General features: G+C 57.2%; 19 protein-coding genes. 3 read left to right on the top strand and 16 right to left on the bottom strand.

The window, feature by feature from the left end:
- Positions 1–121 precede the first annotated feature (121 nt).
- From EO133_RS13915 to EO133_RS13855, 13 genes are all read right to left on the bottom strand, one after another.
- Entirely contained in the window at positions 122–1,081 is a 960-nt protein-coding gene (locus EO133_RS13915) for a D-2-hydroxyacid dehydrogenase (protein WP_127073255.1), read from the bottom strand.
- An 18-nt stretch (positions 1,082–1,099) separates the two neighbouring features.
- Positions 1,100–2,086 carry an oxidoreductase gene (locus EO133_RS13910; RefSeq protein ID WP_127073254.1) on the bottom strand — a complete coding sequence of 329 codons (987 nt, stop codon included), beginning with the start codon at positions 2,084–2,086 and terminating at the stop codon, positions 1,100–1,102.
- 206 nt (positions 2,087–2,292) lie between these two features.
- Positions 2,293–3,342: an ABC transporter ATP-binding protein gene (locus tag EO133_RS13905; protein ID WP_127073253.1), complete on the bottom strand. Its 1,050-nt coding sequence runs from the start codon at positions 3,340–3,342 to the stop codon at positions 2,293–2,295.
- The gene (locus EO133_RS13900) at positions 3,339–4,349 is read right to left on the bottom strand and encodes an ABC transporter ATP-binding protein (protein ID WP_127073252.1); all 1,011 of its coding nucleotides are present in this window, start codon (positions 4,347–4,349) and stop codon (positions 3,339–3,341) included. Before EO133_RS13900 ends, EO133_RS13905 begins: the two co-directional genes overlap by 4 nt.
- Positions 4,346–5,230 carry an ABC transporter permease gene (locus EO133_RS13895; RefSeq protein WP_127073251.1) on the bottom strand — a complete coding sequence of 295 codons (885 nt, stop codon included), beginning with the start codon at positions 5,228–5,230 and terminating at the stop codon, positions 4,346–4,348. The genes EO133_RS13900 and EO133_RS13895 overlap by 4 nt, the downstream gene beginning before the upstream one ends.
- Entirely contained in the window at positions 5,227–6,168 is a 942-nt protein-coding gene (locus EO133_RS13890; protein ID WP_127073250.1) for an ABC transporter permease, read from the bottom strand. Before EO133_RS13890 ends, EO133_RS13895 begins: the two co-directional genes overlap by 4 nt.
- A 134-nt stretch (positions 6,169–6,302) precedes the next feature.
- Complete coding sequence (locus EO133_RS13885; protein WP_127073249.1) at positions 6,303–7,898, bottom strand: ABC transporter substrate-binding protein; 1,596 nt, start codon at positions 7,896–7,898, stop codon at positions 6,303–6,305.
- Between the two features lie 41 nt (positions 7,899–7,939).
- Positions 7,940–9,052, bottom strand: coding sequence for a mandelate racemase/muconate lactonizing enzyme family protein (locus EO133_RS13880; protein WP_127073248.1), 1,113 nt, complete (start codon positions 9,050–9,052; stop codon positions 7,940–7,942).
- 5 nt (positions 9,053–9,057) lie between these two features.
- Positions 9,058–9,501, bottom strand: coding sequence for an acyl-CoA thioesterase (locus tag EO133_RS13875; RefSeq protein WP_127073247.1), 444 nt, complete (start codon positions 9,499–9,501; stop codon positions 9,058–9,060).
- A gap of 181 nt (positions 9,502–9,682) precedes the next feature.
- Complete coding sequence (locus tag EO133_RS13870) at positions 9,683–10,108, bottom strand: MaoC/PaaZ C-terminal domain-containing protein (RefSeq protein ID WP_164735024.1); 426 nt, start codon at positions 10,106–10,108, stop codon at positions 9,683–9,685.
- 10 nt (positions 10,109–10,118) lie between these two features.
- On the bottom strand, positions 10,119–11,426 hold the full coding sequence (hisD, locus tag EO133_RS13865; RefSeq protein WP_127073245.1) for a histidinol dehydrogenase: 1,308 nt from the start codon (positions 11,424–11,426) through the stop codon (positions 10,119–10,121).
- Positions 11,427–11,467: 41 nt separating this feature from the next.
- Positions 11,468–12,295, bottom strand: coding sequence for a MaoC family dehydratase (locus tag EO133_RS13860; protein ID WP_127073244.1), 828 nt, complete (start codon positions 12,293–12,295; stop codon positions 11,468–11,470).
- 4 nt (positions 12,296–12,299) lie between these two features.
- A complete protein-coding gene (locus EO133_RS13855; protein WP_164735023.1) occupies positions 12,300–14,669 on the bottom strand; it encodes a CaiB/BaiF CoA transferase family protein in 2,370 nt (789 codons plus the stop codon).
- A gap of 230 nt (positions 14,670–14,899) precedes the next feature.
- On the opposite strand from EO133_RS13855, the gene EO133_RS13850 reads away from it, so the two are divergent.
- Complete coding sequence (locus EO133_RS13850) at positions 14,900–15,943, top strand: LacI family DNA-binding transcriptional regulator (RefSeq protein ID WP_164735022.1); 1,044 nt, start codon at positions 14,900–14,902, stop codon at positions 15,941–15,943.
- Positions 15,944–16,148: 205 nt separating this feature from the next.
- Here EO133_RS13850 and EO133_RS13845 read toward each other — a convergent pair whose 3' ends face one another.
- The 3 genes from EO133_RS13845 to EO133_RS13830 all read right to left on the bottom strand — a co-directional run bounded on the left by EO133_RS13845 (position 16,149) and on the right by EO133_RS13830 (position 18,444).
- Positions 16,149–16,571 carry a GlcG/HbpS family heme-binding protein gene (locus EO133_RS13845; protein WP_127073241.1) on the bottom strand — a complete coding sequence of 141 codons (423 nt, stop codon included), beginning with the start codon at positions 16,569–16,571 and terminating at the stop codon, positions 16,149–16,151.
- Between the two features lie 176 nt (positions 16,572–16,747).
- Positions 16,748–17,272 carry an IclR family transcriptional regulator domain-containing protein gene (locus EO133_RS13840; protein WP_428372661.1) on the bottom strand — a complete coding sequence of 175 codons (525 nt, stop codon included), beginning with the start codon at positions 17,270–17,272 and terminating at the stop codon, positions 16,748–16,750.
- 803 nt (positions 17,273–18,075) lie between these two features.
- Positions 18,076–18,444 (bottom strand): winged helix-turn-helix transcriptional regulator, encoded by a 369-nt coding sequence (locus EO133_RS13830; RefSeq protein ID WP_127073238.1) that lies wholly within the window; start codon positions 18,442–18,444, stop codon positions 18,076–18,078.
- Between the two features lie 83 nt (positions 18,445–18,527).
- Between EO133_RS13830 and EO133_RS13825 the strand changes: the two genes are divergently transcribed.
- Together EO133_RS13825 and EO133_RS13820 are read left to right on the top strand one after the other, a co-directional pair.
- Positions 18,528–19,367, top strand: coding sequence for an NAD(P)H-binding protein (locus EO133_RS13825; protein ID WP_164735021.1), 840 nt, complete (start codon positions 18,528–18,530; stop codon positions 19,365–19,367).
- 256 nt (positions 19,368–19,623) lie between these two features.
- Complete coding sequence (locus EO133_RS13820; RefSeq protein WP_127073236.1) at positions 19,624–20,055, top strand: hypothetical protein; 432 nt, start codon at positions 19,624–19,626, stop codon at positions 20,053–20,055.
- The last annotated feature ends 93 nt before the right edge of the window (positions 20,056–20,148 follow it).

Raw genomic sequence — 20,148 nt, 5'->3', positions numbered from 1 at the left:
CGCGGCTATCTCATTGAAATCGTTGATAAGCCATTCTCATAATTAACTGCCAAGCGACACCACGAATTTGCTGTAAACTATACCGGTGATCTTATGGCCAAATAGCGAGCGTGAGCCCCACTCAGTACCCTTGCTCCTTGTCGACCACATTGAACAGTTCAACGCCTTTCACGAAGCGGGTGAGATTGTCGACAAACATATCAAGGCCGCGTTCCGGTGTTTTATGTGAGGTCGCTCCATTGTGGGGCGTTATGATCGTGTTGGGCGCTGTCCAAAATGGACTTTGCGCAGGCAAGGGTTCCTGGCTGTGGGCATCCAGTCCGGCCCCGGCGATCCAGCCCTCGTTGAGGGCTTTCAGCAAGGCCAGATCGTTGGCAATGCCGCCGCGCGAGAGACAGATATAATGGGCAGACGGCTTCATCGCCCGAAATTGGGCCTCACCCAACATATCCCGCGTCTGAGCGGTCAGCGGTGCGGTCACTACGACAAAGTCGCACAGTGGCAACATCGCATCGATGTCGGCCTGCGCATAGACCGCGTCGAAATTTTTCATGCCGGAAGCCTGCCGGCGAACGCCCAGGACGCGCATATGAAATGCTTTGGCCTTGAGCGCGAGGTCCTGGCCTGAATGGCCCGTTCCGATGATGCCAACTGTCAAACCGCTCAGTTCGCCATGCGTAAACCTGTCCCACGCATGATCTTGCTGCGCCTTGATCCACCTTAGCGCATTGCGATTGAGCATCAGCATGAGCATGATCGCGTGCTCGGCCAGGGGCACGGCGCCATTGCCTTTCGAGCAGGTAAAGGCGACATCGGTCGCAGCAAATGCGGGATAGAGCTGTGTATCCGGCCCAGCCATCCAGCTATGGAGCCATTTGAGTTTTCCGGCTTTCGGGAGCCGGTCCTCGGACAAAAAACCGGCCAGCACGTCAAGCTCGGACAACCGGTCATCGAGTTCATCTTCAGTGTCGAACACCGTCAGACGCGCGCCCGGAGCTGCTGCCTCGATGCGACTTCGTTGATCGCCATCAAGTGGCTTGATAACGCCGATCGAGAGCAATGGCGTAGCTCGATCATCCATGAACAGGCTTCCTTGTCTTCAGGGTTTGACAATCACGCGTCCATGGATCGTGCCGTTCAAAATATCGGACGCAGCCTGTTCCAGATCCTCAAGTCCAATCTCCGCAACAACGTTCTCATAAAGCGCGGGATCGAAAATCCCTGCCAGCCGTCTCCATGCCGCCGCGCGTATCTCAAAGGGCTGCATGACACTGTCGATGCCCATCAAGGTCACGCCCCGAAGAATAAACGGCAGGACATTGGCTTCCATTTCAATGCCCGCGGCGTTGCCCAAGGCGGCGACGGCGCCGCCATATTGTATCTGGCGGAGCAGTTTTCCCAGCACCTTGCCCCCGGCCGTATCGACGGCGCCGGCCCATTTTGCGCGCTCCAATGGCTTGTCGGGTTCGGCAAGAAAGTCTTGCCGCGCGAGAACTGTATTGGCACCCAGGCGCTTTAGCGTGTCCGCATGTTGGGCGCGGCCCGATAGCGCTGTTGTTGAATAGCCGAGCGTGCTCAAGAGCGACAGGGCAATGGTGCCCACCCCACCGGCAGCCCCCGTGACGAGAATGTCACCACTCTCCGGGGCGACACCAGCCTGCTCGAGCCGGTTGACTGAAAGCATCGCCGTCAATCCAGCGGTCCCGAGAACCATGGCATCTCTGGTCGTGAGGCCGGCATCAAGGGGCACCAACCAGTCTGCATTGACGCGGGCGCGTTGGGAAAAACCTCCCCAATGCGCCTCTCCAACTCGCCAACCCGTCAGCACAACCCTGTCGCCCGGCTTGTAGCGCGCATCGGTGCTCTCGGAAACCATGCCAGCGAAATCTATGCCCGCCACATGTGGATAATTGCGCACCAGTCCCCCGGCGCCAGTCAGGCATAGTCCATCCTTGTAGTTGAACCCGGACCATTCAATATCAACGGTCACATTGCCTTCGGGTAAGGAGTCGTTTCCAAGTGTCTTTACGACACGCGTGATTTCCCCGGTGTCATTCTTTTCCAGAATCAGTGCACGAAAACTCATCAATCGAAATCCCTTTGGTTCCTAAGATTGCGTCAGCGTTTTGTTGAAACGGCAACACGATCTAACCTGTTGTTTATGCCCAAGTCTCATCGGTAAGATGATGTCCACTTTCCCGGACTTGCTCGAGCATGTTGTGCACCCGCTCTCGATCCGCCTGCCGAATGCCGGTCTGCGTGATTGCGGGCGAACCGAGGCGACGACGAGCGCTACAGGGCGCCAGTCGAGCCGACGGCCTGTAGGCGTGTTTTCGCCAGATCAGCGTGCTCGCCTTTGGTCAACGGATGGGCCTCGGCAAAATGGCAGGCCACCATCTGTCCCTTGCCAGTGTCCAGAAGCGGTGGGCGGTCGCGCCTGCACACGGCCTGGACGATCGGGCAGCGCGTGTGAAATGAGCATCCAGGAGGCACATTTGCCGGGCTCGGGACATCCCCTTCGAGAATGATCTGGGTCTTTTTTGCGTCAGGATCGGGCTCGGGCACCGCGGAAAGCAACGCCTGGGTATATGGGTGATGAGGTGTATCGTAGACCATGGCCTTGGGCCCGATTTCAACGATCCGGCCCAGATACATGACTGCAACCCGGTCCGCGATGTGGCGGACGACGGAAAGGTCATGAGCAATGAATAAAAACGAGAAACCTTTGTCTTCCTGAAGATCTTGCATGAGGTTGACGATCTGGGCCTGGACCGAAACATCCAGTGAGGATACCGGCTCATCGGCAACGATGAATGTAGGATCGAGCGCTATGGCACGCGCAATCCCGATCCGCTGGCGTTGCCCCCCAGAGAACTGCCGCGGCTGGCGGTCCATGAACGAGGGCGACAAACCAACTTGATCGAGGAGTTGCGCAACCCGCTCGCGACGTTGGCTGCGGGTCTTGCCAACTGAAAATACCTCAAGCGGCTCGGAAATGATCTCGAAGATCGTGCGTCGCGGACTGAGTGATCCATAGGGATCCTGGAACACAAATTGCAGGTCTTTTCGCATGGCCCGCATCTGCTCACGCGAGAGTTTGAGCAAATCTTTCCCCATGTAATGGACTTCGCCTTCGCTTGCTTCGATCAGACGCAAAAGCAAACGCCCCAAAGTGGACTTGCCGCAGCCGCTTTCCCCCACAAGCGCAACTGTTTCGCGCCTGTGAACATCGAAACTGACGCCGTCGACCGCCCGGACGTCGCGGCCCTTGCGCCCCAAAAGTCCCGAGGCGCTGGAAAAGGTCTTGCCCAGATTGCGCGCGCTGATGAGCACATCATTCATCGCATTTCTCCCGCAACAACAAGTCTTGGGGTATCCAACGGAGGCGCGGTGACCCAGCACGCTGCATTGTGGGTGCTATTTACACTTTGCATGGGAGGCATTTGCTGTTGGCATTTGTCCATTCTCAGCCCGCAACGTGCATAAAACGGGCACCCTTGCCTAATCATGCCTGCAAGAGGAACCGAACCGGGAATTTGGTGGAGCCGCTTTCGATCATCCTTGAGGCGCGGAACGGAATCGAGCAGGCCCCGGGTATAGGGATGGGTTGGGTTGCGAAAAATCGAGCGAGAGTCTCCGGTCTCGATCACCCGCCCTGCATACATGACAATCACATGTTCGGCGATGTCGGCAATAACGCCCAGATCATGAGAGATAATCAGGATCGATGAGTTGAGGCGTTTGCGAACCTGTTTCATCAATTGCAGGACCTGGGCTTGGATTGTGACGTCCAGGGCGGTCGTTGGTTCATCAGCGATCAAAAGGCGCGGATTGCACGCGATGGCCATGGCGATCATCACCCTTTGGCGCATACCGCCGGAAAACTGGTGCGGAAATGAGTCCAGTCTCCCCATCGGGTCGGGCATGCCGACCAGTCTGAGCAATTCGGCAGCTTTTTCCCGGCGCTTTTCGCGAGGCATGCTTTCATGAAGCATTATGCCCTCGGCAATCTGGTCCCCGATGGACATCACCGGATTGAGAGAACTCATGGGCTCTTGAAAGATCATGGCGATGTCGCGGCCGCGAATTCTTGGCATCTCCTTTTTGGGCAGGTCCAGGAGATTCCTGCCATCGAACTCGATGCGCCCCGACACACGCCCGGCGGGCTCGGGTATAAGGCGCATGATGGCCAGCGAGGTCATCGATTTTCCTGACCCGCTCTCCCCTACAATGCCAATGGAACTCCCGGACATCATTTCAAAGTTTACTTTCTCAAGAACCCGGATCGGCGCACTCTTGGGGCCAAACTCGACGACAAGGTCCTCAACTCTGAGCAGTGGTGTCGTCATTGGTTCGTCTCTGGGTCCAGGACGTCGCGCACGGCATCACCAAAAAGGTTGAACGAGAGCACGACGCATGTGATGGCAAGACCGGCCCCGATAATGGGCCAGGGAGAGCCGAACAAGTTGTTCAGCCCGTCGCGGATGATGTTGCCCCAGCTTGGATTTGGCGCCTGAGTGCCAATGCCAAGAAAGGACAAAGAGGCTTCGAGCCGGATGGCCGATGCGGTCCAAAGTGTCATGAGCACGACGATTGGTGCGGCGATGTTGGGCACGATATGACGAAAAATGATGGTTGGTGTCCGCACGCCAACCGCAATCGCAGATTCTACATAGGGCTCTTGCTTGACCGAGAGCGTCTGGGCGCGTGCCACGCGCGCAAAGCCGGGCACAAAAGCCACAGTCAAAACCACGACGATGTTCCAGAAACCGCCCCCAAGCGCCGCAGCAATCAGAATGGCCAGAAGCAGTTCGGGAAATGCCAGCAGCATGTCGACAACCCGCGAAATCACGCGGTCGGCAATGCCGCCGAAATAGCCGGCAATAACGCCCAGTGTGGTGCCCACGATTGCGGCAAGCGTGGGGGCGAGCAGGCCGAAAATCATTGAGTTGCGCGATCCATAGATCATGCGCGAGAGAACGTCGCGGCCGAACTGATCGGTTCCCAGCCAGTGTTGCCAGGAGGGGCCATGATTGATGCGCAAAAAGCTCTGGGCCAAGGCATCATAGGGCGCAATGACCGGAGCAAGTATGGCAATCAGGATGAAGGCGAAGATGACAAAAGCAGCAACAACTGTTGCAGGCCGCCCGGCAAAAATCTTGCCGACAATCTCGAACTTTCCCGGTTCGGGCGCAACGACCTGCTGCGCGCCATGATCCAACGCCGTCATTTTGTCACCCGTATTCTAGGGTCGATAATCACATAGACCAGATCCATGAGCAGATTGATGAGCACCACAAACAGTGCAAACACGATTATGCCACCTTGGACGACCGCATAATCGCGCTCGGCAATCGCGCTGATGAGCATGCGACCGATGCCCGGTCGATTGAACACGAGCTCGATGGCGACCGAGCCCGACAGCGTGGACAACAAGCTCAGGCCGAAGCCGGTGGAAATGGGCAACAGCGCGTTACGCAAGCCGTGCCGATAGACCACCCGGTTTTCTCGCGCCCCCTTGGCGCGTGCCGTGCGAATATAATCCTTGCCGAAAACTTCCAGCAGCGAGGTTCGGGTGAGGCGGCCCAGAAAGGCGGTCTTGACAAAAGCCAGCGTTAAGGCCGGAAGAAACACGGCGTGGATGCGTGACCATATATCTCCGCTTCCCACACCCCCGATAGGAAACCATCCAAGGTTGAGGGCAAAAAAGATCAGCAACAGCGCCCCCAAATAAAAGTCGGGGATTGCATAGCCGATGAGGTTATAGCCCCGAATTGCGTTGTCGGGCCATTTGTTCCGATTGACGGCGGCAAACACGCCAAGCGGTATGCCGCCAGCGACACCCAGGATCATCGCAAAAAGCGTCAGCTCGAGTGTGTAGGGCAGATAGGTCGCGATCAACTGGGTGACGGGCGTGTTGCTCAGAAGCGATCGGCCCAGATCAAGCGAGAAAATGCCCCAAAGGAAATTGAAGTATTGTTGCCAAAGCGGGACGTTAAGACCCATTCGCTCGCGAAACTCGGCGATCTGTTCGGGCAATGCGTTGTCGCCAAGGGCAGCGATTGCCGGGTCCCCGGGCAGGATGCGCATGGCGACGAACACCAGCGTGAGGATCAAAAAGATCGTCGGGATGGCGTCAAGTAATCTCTGGGCGATGTATCTGACCATGCTAACGCCTCTGTGCCTTACACTTGTCACGCTTGTCGGTTCGCAAGCTGGACATCGGGTCGTGAACTCAGGTTTGGTTTGCTGCCCCGGTTAACGAACCCCGGGGCAGCACTTGGTGAGGGAAATCTAGCGCATTACGCCGACTTTGTGGCGCGGTGGAAGCGCCAGCGCGCGTATCCGCTTTGCACCTCGTAGCCGAGGTCCACATTGGCGTTACGAACAGCCGTGAACGAGAGTGTGGAAAGTCCGATCAATGGCAGGTCACGCAGGACCTGGAGCTCGATCTCTTCACAGATCCGGATGTATTCATCGTAGTCGGTCGCTTCGAGCGCTTGCTGCAGCAGGTCGTCAATGCCCGGCATTTCGATACCGTAGTGGCTGTAGTTCCCGCCGCCTGTGCCGTCTGCCTTGACCTGGGAGGCTGAGGCGAGTTGTTGGAAGTAGATCTGGGTCGGGATTGGCGGATAGCTCGAAGCATGCATTGCAAGCGTATTTTTGTCAGTGCGATTGTCGGCGTGATAGGCCGTGTGATCTCCAATATTGAGAGTCATGTTGATGCCGGCAGCACGGAACTGCTCCTGGACGATCAGCATGGTTGAGGAATAGTCCTCACGCTGGGAGCAGTTGGCTTCGAACTCGATGCCATTGGGATACCCCGCTTCAGCCAGCAGTTCGCGCGCCCGCTGCGGATTGTGTCGATACTGAAGCTCTTCAGGAAGGTCATCGGCCTCAAAACCGGCAGGGAAAAACGCCGGCTGCAGACCATGCATTGTGCCACCCATGGGAGCCAGGGCCGCAGCGACAGCCTCGCGATCGAGGGCATACATGATCGCTTGACGAACACGTATGTCGTTGAATGGCTCTCTCGTGAGATTGATATGGAGGGTGTTGAACGAGCCTGGAACCGTCATATCGATCTTGAGCGTTGGATCACGGCCCAACATGGAGTCGATCCAACCGGGTGCGCGCACCGCCTCAATCATGTCCACATCGCCTGAAAGCAGGGCGAGGGTACGGGCAGTGGTGTCGGCTATATAGACGCACTCTACGCGGGAAACGATGGCGGCGTCGCCCCAGTAGTCTTCGTGGCGCTGCAGCCGCATGCCGAAATTGGGCTCAAAGCTGACAAGCTGGTAAGGGCCCGTCCCAACGGCATCGGTAGCAAAGGCCTCGGCGCCAATTTCCTCGAACGCAGCCTTGGATACGATCGAGGTGTTGTTGTTGAAGATGGACGTGCCGAGCAGATTGACGTCGGGCGCATGAAGGCGAATTGTGACCTCGTAAGGTCCATTCGCCGTGACTTCGGCAATGTTGGCCAGAATGGTGCGATTGGTGCCGGTATCAATGGCGCGCCTGAACGAGAACACAACGTCTTCGGACGTCATTTCCCCGTAACCTCTGTGGAACTGGACACCTTCGCGCAGCTTGAACGTCCAGGTCTTGGCGTCTGCCGACGCGCTCCATTCGGTTGCCAGCGTGGGCACCCAGTCCTCGGGCGACAAAGCAAATCGACCGTCTTCGGGGCGAACAAGCTGCTCGTACACCTGTTCGGTGGCCCAGTTATCGGACCCTTGCGTTGTCAAATTGGGGTCGGAATGGCGCGGGCCGTTTGCGGCGATGCCAATGCGAATGACATCGGTGTCCTGGGCCATGGCTGATGAAGTGCCTATGGCCGTCAAAGCTGTTGAAGCGGCAGTAAGCTCCAAGAACGTGCGTCTGTTGATTCCCATTTCTTTCTCCTCCGTTGAACTGGTTTGATTTCACGCAAGTGCTAGCGTAGTCGTTTCTTTAGTTCGGTTTCTCGCACCTCAAGTCCCAATCCAGGGCCGGACGGCAGCGTGAATTTCCCGTCTTGGGGCTTGGGCGGGTTTGCAAAGCCGACATCCATTCGCCCAGAGGAGTCGGCATATTCGGCAGGCTTGGTCTGGTGCATCAGGGTGGCGAGAACGTGCAGGTTGGCCAGATGGCCGATCACGGGCTGGGTCTGGTGAGGCACCAGTTCGACCCCATGGGCAAAGCAGATGGCAGCGCATTGCATGAGCCCGGTGATGCCCCCCATCTTGATGATGTCGGGCTGGACCATGCGGACCCCGGCATTGATGATGTCGACAAGCGCCTGGGGGGTATAGGTTTGCTCGGCGGCTGAAACGGTGATGTCGAGCCTTTGTGCAACCTCGCCCATCGCGCGCACATTGTAGTGCTGGACCGGTTCCTCGAACCATATGTAGCCGAGATCCTCGAGTGCGCGTCCCACCCGGATGGCGCCGCCGACCGAGTATTGGTTGTTGGCATCGAACGCGAGGGGGAAACCATGGCCGACGAGGTCGCGAACGGCTTTGGCCTTGGCGATATCGCCTGGTATGTCAACATCCTGTCGGGAGCGATCTCCATCCCAACGGATCTTGATGGCCGCTGGCGCCTCGCTTTTTAGTCGCGCTTTCACCACCCGCACAACGTCGTCAGCGCTGCGCTCGGCATTGCCGCCAATTGAGGCGTAAAAGGGAATTTCGGTGCGCCACGCGCCGCCCAGCATCTTGTAGATGGGCAAGCCAAGCACTTTGCCCTTGGCATCCCAGAGCGCAATGTCGATTGCGGCAAGCGCGCCGGTGACTGCCCCCTCAGGACCCAGTTTGATGAATTTGTGAAGCAGGCGGTCATAATGTACCGCCTGGTCGAACATATCGCAGCCGACCAGGAGCGCGGCCATGTCATTTATGATCTGAAGAGAATGATGGCCTCCGTTCATCGGAGACGCTTCGCCATAGCCGATCGTTCCGTCTGCCGTGGTAACCTTGACAAAGGCACTCTGGCGCCAGGGGCTATCTTGGGGCGACCATGCGATGCTCAAACTCTCGATCGAGGCAATTGTCGTGTCTTTGGCCATGTGCTTTACGCCCCTATCGCGAGTGACTGGAAATGGGCGCGAAGGCCCGCGGGGATCTCGGTTGGGCGCTTGGTGTTCCGGTCAACAAAGACGTGAACGAAATGGCCTTCGGCAGCGGCTGTCGCGTCGGAATTGCAGAAAATTGCCAGATCGTAGCGGACCGAAGTGCGCCCTATGTGCGCAACCCGCATTCCCACGCTGATCGAATCTGTGAACACAACCTCGCGATGAAACCGGCAGCCACTCTCCACGACCACCATCCCCAAGGCGCCCCCCGATATGGCGATTTCGCCACTTTCAATGAGGAACCTGACGACCGCAGTGTCGAACAGCGCGTAGTATTCAGCGTTGTTGACGTGGCCAAACACGTCATTGTCGTTCCACCGCAGACTCTGGCTTGTGAAAGCAAGGTAGTCCGAACGCATGCCAGCGGGTGCCCGGTCCGTCATGGCTGGCGCTCCGGGACGGCAAGCGTAATCTGGCGCAACGAGCGCACTCTCCCAATCCTCCCTGTTTTGGTTCGAAAGCCTGATGCGCTCTTGATGGCAGCTTGAAGCCTGTCGAACTCAGGGGGACAACTTATCAGTTTTGCATCCGGATGCAATAGGGGCGTTTTGAAATCGCATGAGTTCACGGCGCAAGCCACTTCATGATGTGGTTTGCTACAGCCACTGTCGCCCCGTTCTGGTTGACCAGTTCGAGCGCCGCGACACTTCGAGATTTATCGGGATCCACGTCGGTGACACTATAGCTTGCGGTGATTGTGTCGCCGATAAACACCGGCGCAGTAAATCGCATCCGGTCATAGCCAAGAGCGACTGGTGTTGTCGTGTCACCGCGCGCTTTCATGACCCTTATCATTCTGGTTCCGGCGGCCGACATGATTCCAACCAGTAGCGCGCCATGGACGATCCGCTGTCCGAAGGCCGTGTTCTTCATGAAGTCATCATCGGTATGAGCCTCGTAGTCGTCGCCACTCAACCCAACAAACGCAGCGAGTTCGGCTTCGCTGACCGCTTTGGAAAAGCTGACCTTGTCTCCAACCTGAACCTTCATCTTCAACCTTTCACTCCGCAGCCGTGCCATAGGGAACATTGCCCCCGCCATAGCGTCGAACCCGGATATTGGCCTGCTCTGCGTGGCCGGAAAACCCTTCCAGCATCGATAGCCGCGAAGCGTATCGGCCGATTTCGGCAGACGCCTCGTCTGTGAGAATTTTCTGATAGGTGACGGTCTTGATGAACTTGCCCACCCAAAGCCCGCCCGTGTAGCGGGCCGCCTTTCCGGTTGGCAGCGTGTGATTGGTTCCAATGACCTTGTCGCCGAAGGCAACGTTGGTGCGCGGGCCGAGAAACAATGCGCCGTAATTGCGCATGTTGTGGAGGAAATAATCAGGATCGGCAGTCATGACCTGAACGTGTTCAAAGGCCAGTTCATCGGCAACAACGACCATTTCCGCAACGTCCTCGCACAAGATGACTTCCCCAAAGCGCGACCAGGCTTGGCGCGCAATCTCGGCGGTGGACAAAATTTCGAGCTGGCGGTCTATCTCTTTGAGGGTATCGAGAGCCAGTTTCCGGGATGTTGTAATCAACACAGCCGGAGAATCGGGGCCATGCTCGGCTTGGCCGAGAAGGTCGGTGGCGCATATCTCGCCATCCACCGTGTCGTCAGCGATCACAAGTGTCTCAGTTGGGCCAGCAAGCAGATCGATCCCCACGCGTCCGAAAAGCTGTCGCTTTGCTTCGGCCACATAGGCGTTGCCAGGGCCGGTAATCATGTTGGCAGCCGGACAAGTTTCTGTACCAATGGCCATCATCGCAATGGCCTGAACGCCGCCGACACAATAGATGTCATCGGCACCCGCAAGGTGCTGGGCGGCAACAATGGCTGGTGCCGGAGCGCCATTGAAGGGCGGCGCGCAAGTTGTAATATGTCCGACGCCTGCAACCCTTGCGGTAATCACCGACATGTGAGCGGAGGCCAGAAGCGGGTATTTGCCTCCGGGCACATAGCACCCCACTTTTTCGATTGCCAGGTTCTTGTGACCGAGCACTACGCCGGGGCGCGTTTCGACCTCGATGTCACTCAACGCTGCGCGCTGATGCTGGGCGAAGTTTCTTACCTGCTCCTGCGCAAACCGAATATCATCGAGATCGCGCGGTGCCAGCGTATCCATTGCCGACCTGATTTCGGCATCGGTAAGCCGGTAGTCGGTCCTGTCGAGCTTGTCAAAACGCTTGGAGAGTTTGCGCACTCCGGCATCGCCATCATTCTCGATGCAAGCAATGATGTCCTTGACAACCGACTTCACGCCTTCCGCATCCACAGCCGGTTGAAGATCATCGCTTTTTCGCTTGAGCCAAATTGCCATTGCCGTTGCCTTTAAATGTTGTTTGCTGCGATTAGGCTCGATCAGTCGGAATAGATGGACGTGCGCCGAAAGCGGGCGACGACCTTGTTATCTGCGATCATGTATTCTTCACTGTCGAAATAATGACGGCCATTGCGCTCATAGACATTGGTGATTGTGCCGCCAAAGCAGATTTTCTGCCCCGGATAGACATGGGCATAGTGCTGGGCTTCTGCCTGGGTCAGCACGATCGGCGCCGGATATTCATAGCTTTGGTTTGTGTCGCCCATGGCCAGCCGCATCAAACATCCGGCATGCACGAAACCGGGATCTGAATAGATCGGATGATCCTCGCCAAAGGCAGCCAGGGAGTCTTCAAAATCGCTTTGGGTCAGAATGCGCTCGTAGGTGAGGACCGGCAAACCTGAAACCAGTGTGCCAATGTCGAGCTTTTGACGCTCTTTTGGTCGCTCAATGAGCGCAATGCTGGCGCGTTCCGGCGCGACCTGTGGGGTCTCCGGCAATCCGATCCACCCCACCGCCACAACTTCGCCTTCCTGATTGGCAGCAGAAACGTCAGCGCGCCAAACCCCGTCACGCAGGAGGAACTCTCCCCTTGAAAGCGCAAGATCGTCTCCATTGTAGACGGGACGGCGAAATCTTGCGCCCATTGACCCGTACTTGGCCCAGTTCTCGCCCCAGGCCATGATTGCAAGCCGGGAAAAGTGGCCGTAGATGAAAGCACCAGGAACCAGCGCGGCACGAAACCCTTGGGCACGCGCCACCGCATCATCATGAATTGACCCCTTGTACCGCGGGTTCTCGTCAAGCGCGATGCGGACTGGCAGCACGAGTGGATGGGTATCGGCTGGGTGCGAAATTTGCGTCATCGGATCAAGCTCCGGGTTGGGGCGTGTCGGTCATCATGGCACGCTCGCGAACCTTGGCGATTTCGTCGTTGTCGAGCGCCAGAATGTCGTGCAGAACGAACTGGTTATGGTAGCCAAATCCCGGTGCGGCGGAGTGTTGACCGCCCGGTGTGTCCGAGAGGACGATCGGCAAGGTGGGATAGTTGTGCCTGCCGGCAAAAGGGTGGTCGAGTTCGGTAAAGAACCCGCGGTGCGCGAGATAGGTGCTGAGCGCGAGGTCGCGAGGGTTGTTGACCGGCGCTGCCGCAATCCCCGCTTTTTGTAATTGTTCGGCGAGGTCGTGCTTGTCCTTGTCGCGCGTCCACTCGGCCACCAGCGCTGTAAGCGCGTCCTCGTTGTCCTTGCGATCCGCCAGCGTCTTGAAGCGGGGGTCCAGCGCCAGTTCAGGGCAGCCCATGAGCCTGCACAGGGCCAGCCATCCTGTGTTGTCTTCCGCAGCTATGGCAATCCACTGATCTTGGCCAGCGGCGGGGAACGCATCATGGGGAGATGCATAGGGCGAACGGTTTCCATTGCGCTCGGGATCGATGCCCGTTTCAATGGCCTTGAGAAGTTCAGGGCCGATCAGTTGCATCGCAGCTTCAACTTGAGGCACTTCGATGTGCTGGCCTTCGCCTGTATTCTGGCGATGGATCAGTGCCGTCAAGATTGCAGCGGCTGCATTAAATCCTCCTATGGGATCCATGTATGACGGGCCAGTGGTTTCGGGGCGATGGTCCTTGTAGCCGATCATTGCCGACATTCCTGTCGCCATCTCCATTGTCGGGCCCAGCGCAGCATATCCTGACATGGGACCGGAGATCCCGAATGCGGGCAGTTCAGCGACAATGATGTCGGATTTGATTGCCTTGAGGCTGTCGTAGTCCAAGCCCAGTTTCTTGAGCGTTCCAGGCCGGAAATTGCAAATGAGGACGTCGGATTGGGCGACCAGCTTGCGAAGCGCGTCCCGTCCTTCCTGGGTCTTGAGATTCAGGGTACACGAAAGCTTGTTGATGTTTTGGGAGTTGAACAGGAAGGCTCGGTCGAACGGCCGATCCCCCGGCTTCCCATCCGGGAAATTGATTGGATTGGATGCTTCCTTGTTCAGGCGCCAGGAATTGACTCGGTTGGGGGATTCCACATGGATGCACTGGGCGCCGAAAAAGCCCAGAATACGTCCCGCCATCGGCCCGGCCCAGGCTGTTGTCAACTCGATCACCCGTAATCCCGATAGCGGCACCGATGGACCGGTCTTCAGTTGGGCCTGCGATTTTTTCGGCCACTCAAGCGCTATCTGCCGATCGTTCAATTGGGGTGCATCGGTCACGGCGACACGCGGGGTTGCCGAAAGCGAGAATGGCGGCCCCAGGACCGGACGCTTTCCATGCAGTGTCGACCAGTACCCACGGGCATTGAGATGACGGTTCGCAAACTGCTCGGATGGCCGATAGGCCTTTGCCGCGATCACTTGCGCCTGTTGCAGTCTCTCGACGAGGTCTTCGGCGTTCCAATCGACAACCTGTTTCTGAATCAACGCAAAAAGCGCGTCCCAGTTCTGGCGCCGGACAACAGGTTCGCAAAATCTTGGGTCGTTCTCGAGTTCGGGCAACCGCACCACCTCAAGCACGTCTTTCCAGCGATGATTGTAAATCCAGATGCAGACCCAGCCTCCATCGCACAAAACCTGCCCGGCAGGGATGGCCTGATCGGAGCGCGCCCGGACCGTGCCATTGTAGATATGCTGAACCACGTAGGGAAAACACATGGCTGCGGCCGTTTCGGCTATCTGCACTCTAACCGACTGGCCGGCGCCAGAGCGCTTGCGCGTATAGAGCGCTGCCAACACGCCGACATAGGCTCCAACGGAAGCAGCCAGGGCCGCACGATTGGCGACGCCATAAAGCGGCTCACGGCCACACTCGCCATTGTTGTACATCATGCCTGAAAGGGCCTGATGAACGATTTCCGGCCCCTTCCAGTCGGAATATGGCCCATCGGTGCCGAAATTGGAAATATCGACAAAAACTGCGCTCTCGTTCGCCAGTTGCAGTGCACCACAGTCGTAGCCGGGCGGCACAACGACCACATCGGCGCCAACAACAAGAGACGTCAGGTCAGCCATGCCTTTATCGCTGGAAAGATCAATCGCAAGCGAGCGCTTCCCAGTGTTGAGATGAAAAAAATAGAGTGAGTCGCCGTCATTGGCGAATGGCGGCAACCGACGGACGGCAGACCCTGCGGGTGGCTCGACAATGACTACCTGTGCGCCAAAGTCAGCCAGAAGGCGGGAGCAATACTGCCCCGAGATGGTATCGGAAAAGTCAATGACCTTCAGGTGGCCAAGCGCGCTGGGCATAGGGGCTCCAAAGACAGCTGTTGTCACACTCCTCATGCAGCGGCCGGTTAAGCGCGCTGCAAATCCAGATGGCTGCCAGTTCGGCTTTTTATCATCTGACAAGAGCAGGCTAATCTACATTGCATCCGGATGCAAGCATACGGGTGCAAACTTGTCCCCAAGGGTGGACAAGGTCACAAGACAATTGTGTCCAAAGCTGCTAAATGCGATGTCAGTTGGGGAGGACCGGTTTGGATCAGCAGGACGACAAGCCTTCGGGACAGGGCCGCAAGCCGATCACGGCGCGTGAACTTGCCCAATTGATCGGTGTAAGTCAGTCCGCAGTATCGCGGGCTTTTACACCGGGCGCCTCGGTGTCCCCCAAGATGCGGGAACGCATACTGACGTTTGCGCGCGAGCTTGACTATCAACCCAATGCCATCGCTTCGATGTTGTCCAAGCGGCGCACCAACATTGTTGGTATCGTGGTATCGGACATGGAGAACCCTTTTTATCCGGCCTTGATCGAGCGCCTGTCGCGCGAACTGCAAAAGATCGGTTTGCAGAGCCTGATGTTCAATGTCACCAAGGGATCCAACATCGAAGACCAGTTGATGGCCTTGCGCCAATACAATGTGGATGCGGTTGTCATCGTGTCCGCCACCATTCTTTCAGCGGCGACTCTGGATTGGGCGACCGAAAACAGGACCGCCGTACTGGTCAACCGCACCATTCCCGATAGCAAACTGACGTCGGTTTGTTGCCACAATTCCGAAGGTGCAAGCGCAATTGCCGACCACTTTTATGAACTTGGTCACAAGCGCGTAGCCTATGTGGCAGGTCTGGCGCATACGAGCACCAATATGGAACGTCAAGGCGCGTTCATAACGCGCATTGCCGAATTGGGATTGACCTTGGCGGCGAATTTGGACGGGACCGAATACAGCTATGAATCGGGCTATAACTCGGCGCTTGCGATCGCTGCAAAAGGATCGGTCGACGCGATTTTTTTTGCTAATGACATTCTGGCTGCCGGCGGGCTGGATGCGCTGCGCGATGAAGCTGGCCTGCGTGTGCCCGAGGATATTGCCGTCGCAGGGTTCGACGACATTGCCATGGCAAGTTGGCCCCATTACAGTCTTACGACCTTCCGCCAGCCAATAAACCAGATTGTTGCGGCCACGGTCAAAATAATCCGTACGGGCTCAGCCCAGCCGGGCCGCCCGGCAAAAACGCACTTGATTAGTGGCGAACTCAAGGTTCGCAAGAGCACGATCGGCACTGCCCTGACTTGACTGCCTGCCCTGCTGAAGGTGCAACCGCTCTTGCGACGTGGGCCGAGGCATCGCGCGTTCGGTTCGGAAACACAAAAAACAACAACTTATCGCGCCTGTTGTGATTCAATCAAAACAGGCGCTGCTCTAGATCGCGTCAGCGCTTCATTGAATCGCTGGCACGATCTAACCTATTGTGTGGCCGCAGATGCCATCAATATGCTTTCTATTGCGCAGACAGAAATGCATCGATCCCCGCCTGCGCACAGGCTTGATCCTGATCGGGCGTGCCCGAGCTGATGCCGATCCCGCCAACCACCTCGCCATCGACAATGACCGGTAGACCGCCGCCCACGACCATCAGCCGCCCGCCAATTGCAGAATTGATGCCATAGGCAGGCTTGCCGGGCTGGCTGACGGCGCCATAGTCATGGGTGGCGCGCTTGGCCCCGGCGGCCGTGAATGCCTTGTCGATGGCAATCGTGGTGCTCGTGACCTTGCCGCCATCCATACGTTCAAACGCGATGAGCTGACCGGATTCGTCGGTTATGGCTATACACATCGGCACTCCGATCTCGCGGGCCTTCTCGGCCGCCCCCGCAATCAGAATGCGTGCATCCTCTATATCTAGCCGCGTCACTCTGTACATTGAATTGTCCTTCGATCCATAAATTCCCTTGCCTTGGCATCAAGCACAGAAGCGTGGCAATTGCTGCACTGAGCCGTTCAGCTTTCCATAATGCGGAAATCTCCGACCTGCCATCACAAGAGACATAGCTGGCCGAACCGACAGACTCGACGATGCCCACTTATTCTGGAAACACTCTAGCCGATGGAAAGCTTTCGTGCCGCGGCCTTGAGGATCGCAAGCGTGTCTTCCACGCCTGGTTGGCTCGGTTCCTCAAGCCTTTCCATGTAGGGGCAGGTCAGGATCGCGACGCAATAGCCGCGGGGGGAAAGGATTGGCACACTGATGTCGACAATGCCGCGAATCTGGTGGCTGTCTCCAACGCGATGGCCTTGTGCGAGAAAGGTCTTGAGCTGGGGTTCAAGGGCTGCAAGCCGGTCGAGCCTAGGGCTGCCCTGCCAGCGCAGCATCAGCAACTCCCGCGCGGCGGGGGATTGGAAGGCCAGAAGCGTTTGGCCCGAGCCTGTGCCCAAAAGATCGATTTCGGCTCCGGCCCGAACCCCGAATTCCCAGTTGGCAGGGCAGTGCGCCTGCGCCGCCACCAGGGCCTGCCCCTGATCCTCGATGACCAGATGGCATGACTGGCGCGCTTCGAGCGCGAAAATGTCCATGAGTGGCTGGGCTTGGGTTATCAGCCTGCGGACGGGGGGGCGATTGCCCAAAACAAACAGCTTGCGTGGACAGCTGTCGCTTGGCAGTTAATCGCGAGAATGCGGTCGTTTCAGTCATGTTGTGCTGTTAATTGTGAGAATGGCGAAGCTCGGATTCTCAATTTAACTGCCATCGTAATTAGCGTGAAGGCCGTGCATTCCTTGACGTTCATCCGCCGTCCTCAGCAAATTCAACGCCGCCACTTTGCTAACGCTGATTCTCATATTAAATGCCAATGACCCGGCTCGATTATCAAGTTAAGTGCACATTCTCAAATTAAGCGCGCGGCTATCTCATTGAAATCGTTGATAAGCCATTCTCATAATTAACTGCCAAGCGATATGAGGGAAAACCAGCGCATGATGATGAGGTGAAATCGGCGGTAGGCCAGCATATCGCCTACGTGAATGATAATATTTACCCGACAACCGCCCATTCTTTCCTGGAAGAGGCAGAGTTTTTCCTCGAAGACGATTTTCATCGGGCAGTATATGAAGGAATACAAACCGGGTTGAGCTATTACATCTTCACGGCAGCAACGGTATTTGCCCGAGCCGGGTAATGAACAACGCCCTGCTTCGCTAGGAGCGGGGCAACGCATCTTATCGCCAACACGCCGCGTTGACGGCTGCTTCCGATGCTTGACGTTTCTAGGGCAGGCGTATGAAATGGCTGCGGCCCTTGCCGATTCAGCTTCGCGGTTTGTACAGCAACACTGAATCGCTCCGACGGGTGGCTTCCTGCCTGACGGCTTCTGGGCAGCGTATCTAGGAAAGCGGCTATCATCCCGGGCATCCTACCCCAAGTTGATTGTTCACGTAGCTCTGCGCGATCGTAGATAGGTCGTCCCAAATTCGCCGAGCGCCCGGAACGTCTGCTCCAGGGTTTTGCCCAGTTCCGTAAGCTCGTATGCATCGCTGTTCGTGTCGTCCTGGGGGCGACGTTTGACCAGACCCGCATACTCCAGCTCATGAAGATTTCGGGTGAGCTCTTTCGCAGCAATAGGCGATGCCAAACGTAGCAGTGCATTGTAGCGCAGAGGACCATGCAGATAGAGCGGACGAAGCAGGAGCAATTTCCACTTTCCAGCGATAACGGAAATCGCCGTATCAACAGGGCAGTTCGCCCGATCATGTACCGCACCTGGTAATACGTTGCTGTGCCGCAAGGCATCGGTATTCATTGTCTACATACCTCGTGGTTCGTTGAGTGTTGTCCGGCACCAACATAGGTCTGGGCTTCCCAAATACCAATGGAGCGCTCGCTTTGCATAAGAAGATACTCGTCATCGGCGCCACCGGCAAAACTGGCCGCTGCCTCGTGCCAATGCTGGCCGGCAATACGGTTACCGCAAGGCCCGCAAGTCGTAAGAAACTGACTGGCCATGTACTGTTCGACTGGGCAAGCCCCGAAACCTGGCAACCGGCTGTCGAAGGCATAAACGCCGTGTACCTTGTCGGCCCCGATCTCGTGGAGGACCCTTCAGGGCAAGTCACAGCATTTCTCGATTCTGCCCGGCAAGCCGGTGTTGCGCGGGTGGTAGGGCTTAGCTCGCTGGGTGTGAGCTTCCCGCATGAACCGCCAATGTCTGGGCGAAGCAAGGTGGAGTCCGCCATCATGGGTTCGGGCCTTGAGTGGACGATCCTGCGTCCCAGCGGCTTCTACCAGAACTTCAGCGAAGGCTTTTTCGCGCCCGGCCTTGCTGCCGGACGTGTTCAGACCGCAACCGGTTCGGGAAAAGCTGCCTTTATCGACGCAACCGACATTGCGGCTGTCGCGGCTGTTGCACTGACACAGCCGGGGCATACCGGCCAAATCTACGCCCTTACCGGGCCTCAAGCGTTTTCAATATCCGAGGGCGTTGAAGTCTTTGCGCGGTCGACGGGGCGCACCATCTCCTATGGTGCGCTAACCGAGGATGAGTTTCGCTCAATGATGCTTGGCTTTGGACTCCCCGCGGCTTTCGCCGAAGTGGTGGTGCGCGATCAATTAGCGATCCGTAACGGCTTCGCAACGGAGGTCTCAGAGGTCGTCGAACAGGTGATCGGTCGTCCGCCAATTTCTTTCGCTCAATTCGTCGACAGCGTCGTAAACGTCTCACTTTGAGCGGGACTTCCTGGCATTGGGGCCGGTGAGGAGCCGATGCTTCGGCTCCTCGTGACGCCCATGCCCTTGCCAAGGGGCACGCTCAATCCTTATGTGGATGCTGTGTGCTCCGGCCACGCCACCAGAAGACCTGTTGGCGGAGAGGCAGCTTTCGGGAGACCGGCATAAGTGTGAAACCGACCACAATGGGGTCGTTTGCAGTCGCTTATCGATTGAGTTAACCGTTTGGCTTGGTCTGGATATTTGAGACAATCGCATGGCAAGACGTACTGCACTTCAAGGCATCTGCAACGACCTACTTGCGGTATTCTTCAGCAGAAATAACGATCTCGATGGCTATTGGGCCATGGGCCAATGCAGAAACTGGATGGATCAGGCTAGCGAAGAAAAAATGGTCATCCTGCTAATCTCCGAGAGATCTTCTGATGGGCATGTAATTAATGAGCTTTCCCGGTACTTCAGCGCTATGCTGTCGGCGCTGGTGATACGCCACGGCTTGCAGCAAACATGGGTCGCCGCCGGTCGTATTGTCATCCAGAAGGCGAATTCCGACACACAGCAATGCTCAATCAGTTTAGTTTCGGACCTAGGTCGGAAATTTGACGCCAGACTCAGTGTGTTTGCCCTTCCGCATGACCCGAGCCGAGAATTCAGGCGGCGCGAAGACCACTGGGTTATCCGCACATAGCCGGTGCGCGCCTCCTACAGTCTGAAAGCCCTGAAGATAGGAAAGATTGGGCAATTCGTTGCGGAGCCGGCCGTCCCTTGGCGTCTAGCCAGG

The organism is Pelagibacterium lentulum, from assembly GCF_003992625.1.
Taxonomy (GTDB): domain Bacteria; phylum Pseudomonadota; class Alphaproteobacteria; order Rhizobiales; family Devosiaceae; genus Pelagibacterium; species Pelagibacterium lentulum.
This window is presented reverse-complemented; position numbering and strand designations above follow the sequence as displayed.

What these genes read in the sequence shown, in the direction of transcription:
- EO133_RS13915 (WP_127073255.1), bottom strand. Translation starts at nt 1,081, where the DNA reads ATGGATGATCGAGCTACGCCATTGCTCTCGATCGGCGTTATCAAGCCA.
- EO133_RS13905 (WP_127073253.1), bottom strand. Translation starts at nt 3,342, where the DNA reads ATGAATGATGTGCTCATCAGCGCGCGCAATCTGGGCAAGACCTTTTCC.
- EO133_RS13890 (WP_127073250.1), bottom strand. Translation starts at nt 6,168, where the DNA reads ATGGTCAGATACATCGCCCAGAGATTACTTGACGCCATCCCGACGATC.
- EO133_RS13885 (WP_127073249.1), bottom strand. Translation starts at nt 7,898, where the DNA reads ATGGGAATCAACAGACGCACGTTCTTGGAGCTTACTGCCGCTTCAACA.
- EO133_RS13900 (WP_127073252.1), bottom strand. Translation starts at nt 4,349, where the DNA reads ATGACGACACCACTGCTCAGAGTTGAGGACCTTGTCGTCGAGTTTGGC.
- EO133_RS13880 (WP_127073248.1), bottom strand. Translation starts at nt 9,052, where the DNA reads ATGGCCAAAGACACGACAATTGCCTCGATCGAGAGTTTGAGCATCGCA.
- hisD (WP_127073245.1), bottom strand. Translation starts at nt 11,426, where the DNA reads ATGGCAATTTGGCTCAAGCGAAAAAGCGATGATCTTCAACCGGCTGTG.
- EO133_RS13875 (WP_127073247.1), bottom strand. Translation starts at nt 9,501, where the DNA reads ATGACGGACCGGGCACCCGCTGGCATGCGTTCGGACTACCTTGCTTTC.
- EO133_RS13910 (WP_127073254.1), bottom strand. Translation starts at nt 2,086, where the DNA reads ATGAGTTTTCGTGCACTGATTCTGGAAAAGAATGACACCGGGGAAATC.
- EO133_RS13870 (WP_164735024.1), bottom strand. Translation starts at nt 10,108, where the DNA reads ATGAAGGTTCAGGTTGGAGACAAGGTCAGCTTTTCCAAAGCGGTCAGC.
- EO133_RS13845 (WP_127073241.1), bottom strand. Translation starts at nt 16,571, where the DNA reads ATGTACAGAGTGACGCGGCTAGATATAGAGGATGCACGCATTCTGATT.
- EO133_RS13860 (WP_127073244.1), bottom strand. Translation starts at nt 12,295, where the DNA reads ATGACGCAAATTTCGCACCCAGCCGATACCCATCCACTCGTGCTGCCA.
- EO133_RS13855 (WP_164735023.1), bottom strand. Translation starts at nt 14,669, where the DNA reads ATGCCCAGCGCGCTTGGCCACCTGAAGGTCATTGACTTTTCCGATACC.
- EO133_RS13820 (WP_127073236.1), top strand. Translation starts at nt 19,624, where the DNA reads ATGGCAAGACGTACTGCACTTCAAGGCATCTGCAACGACCTACTTGCG.
- EO133_RS13830 (WP_127073238.1), bottom strand. Translation starts at nt 18,444, where the DNA reads ATGAATACCGATGCCTTGCGGCACAGCAACGTATTACCAGGTGCGGTA.
- EO133_RS13895 (WP_127073251.1), bottom strand. Translation starts at nt 5,230, where the DNA reads ATGACGGCGTTGGATCATGGCGCGCAGCAGGTCGTTGCGCCCGAACCG.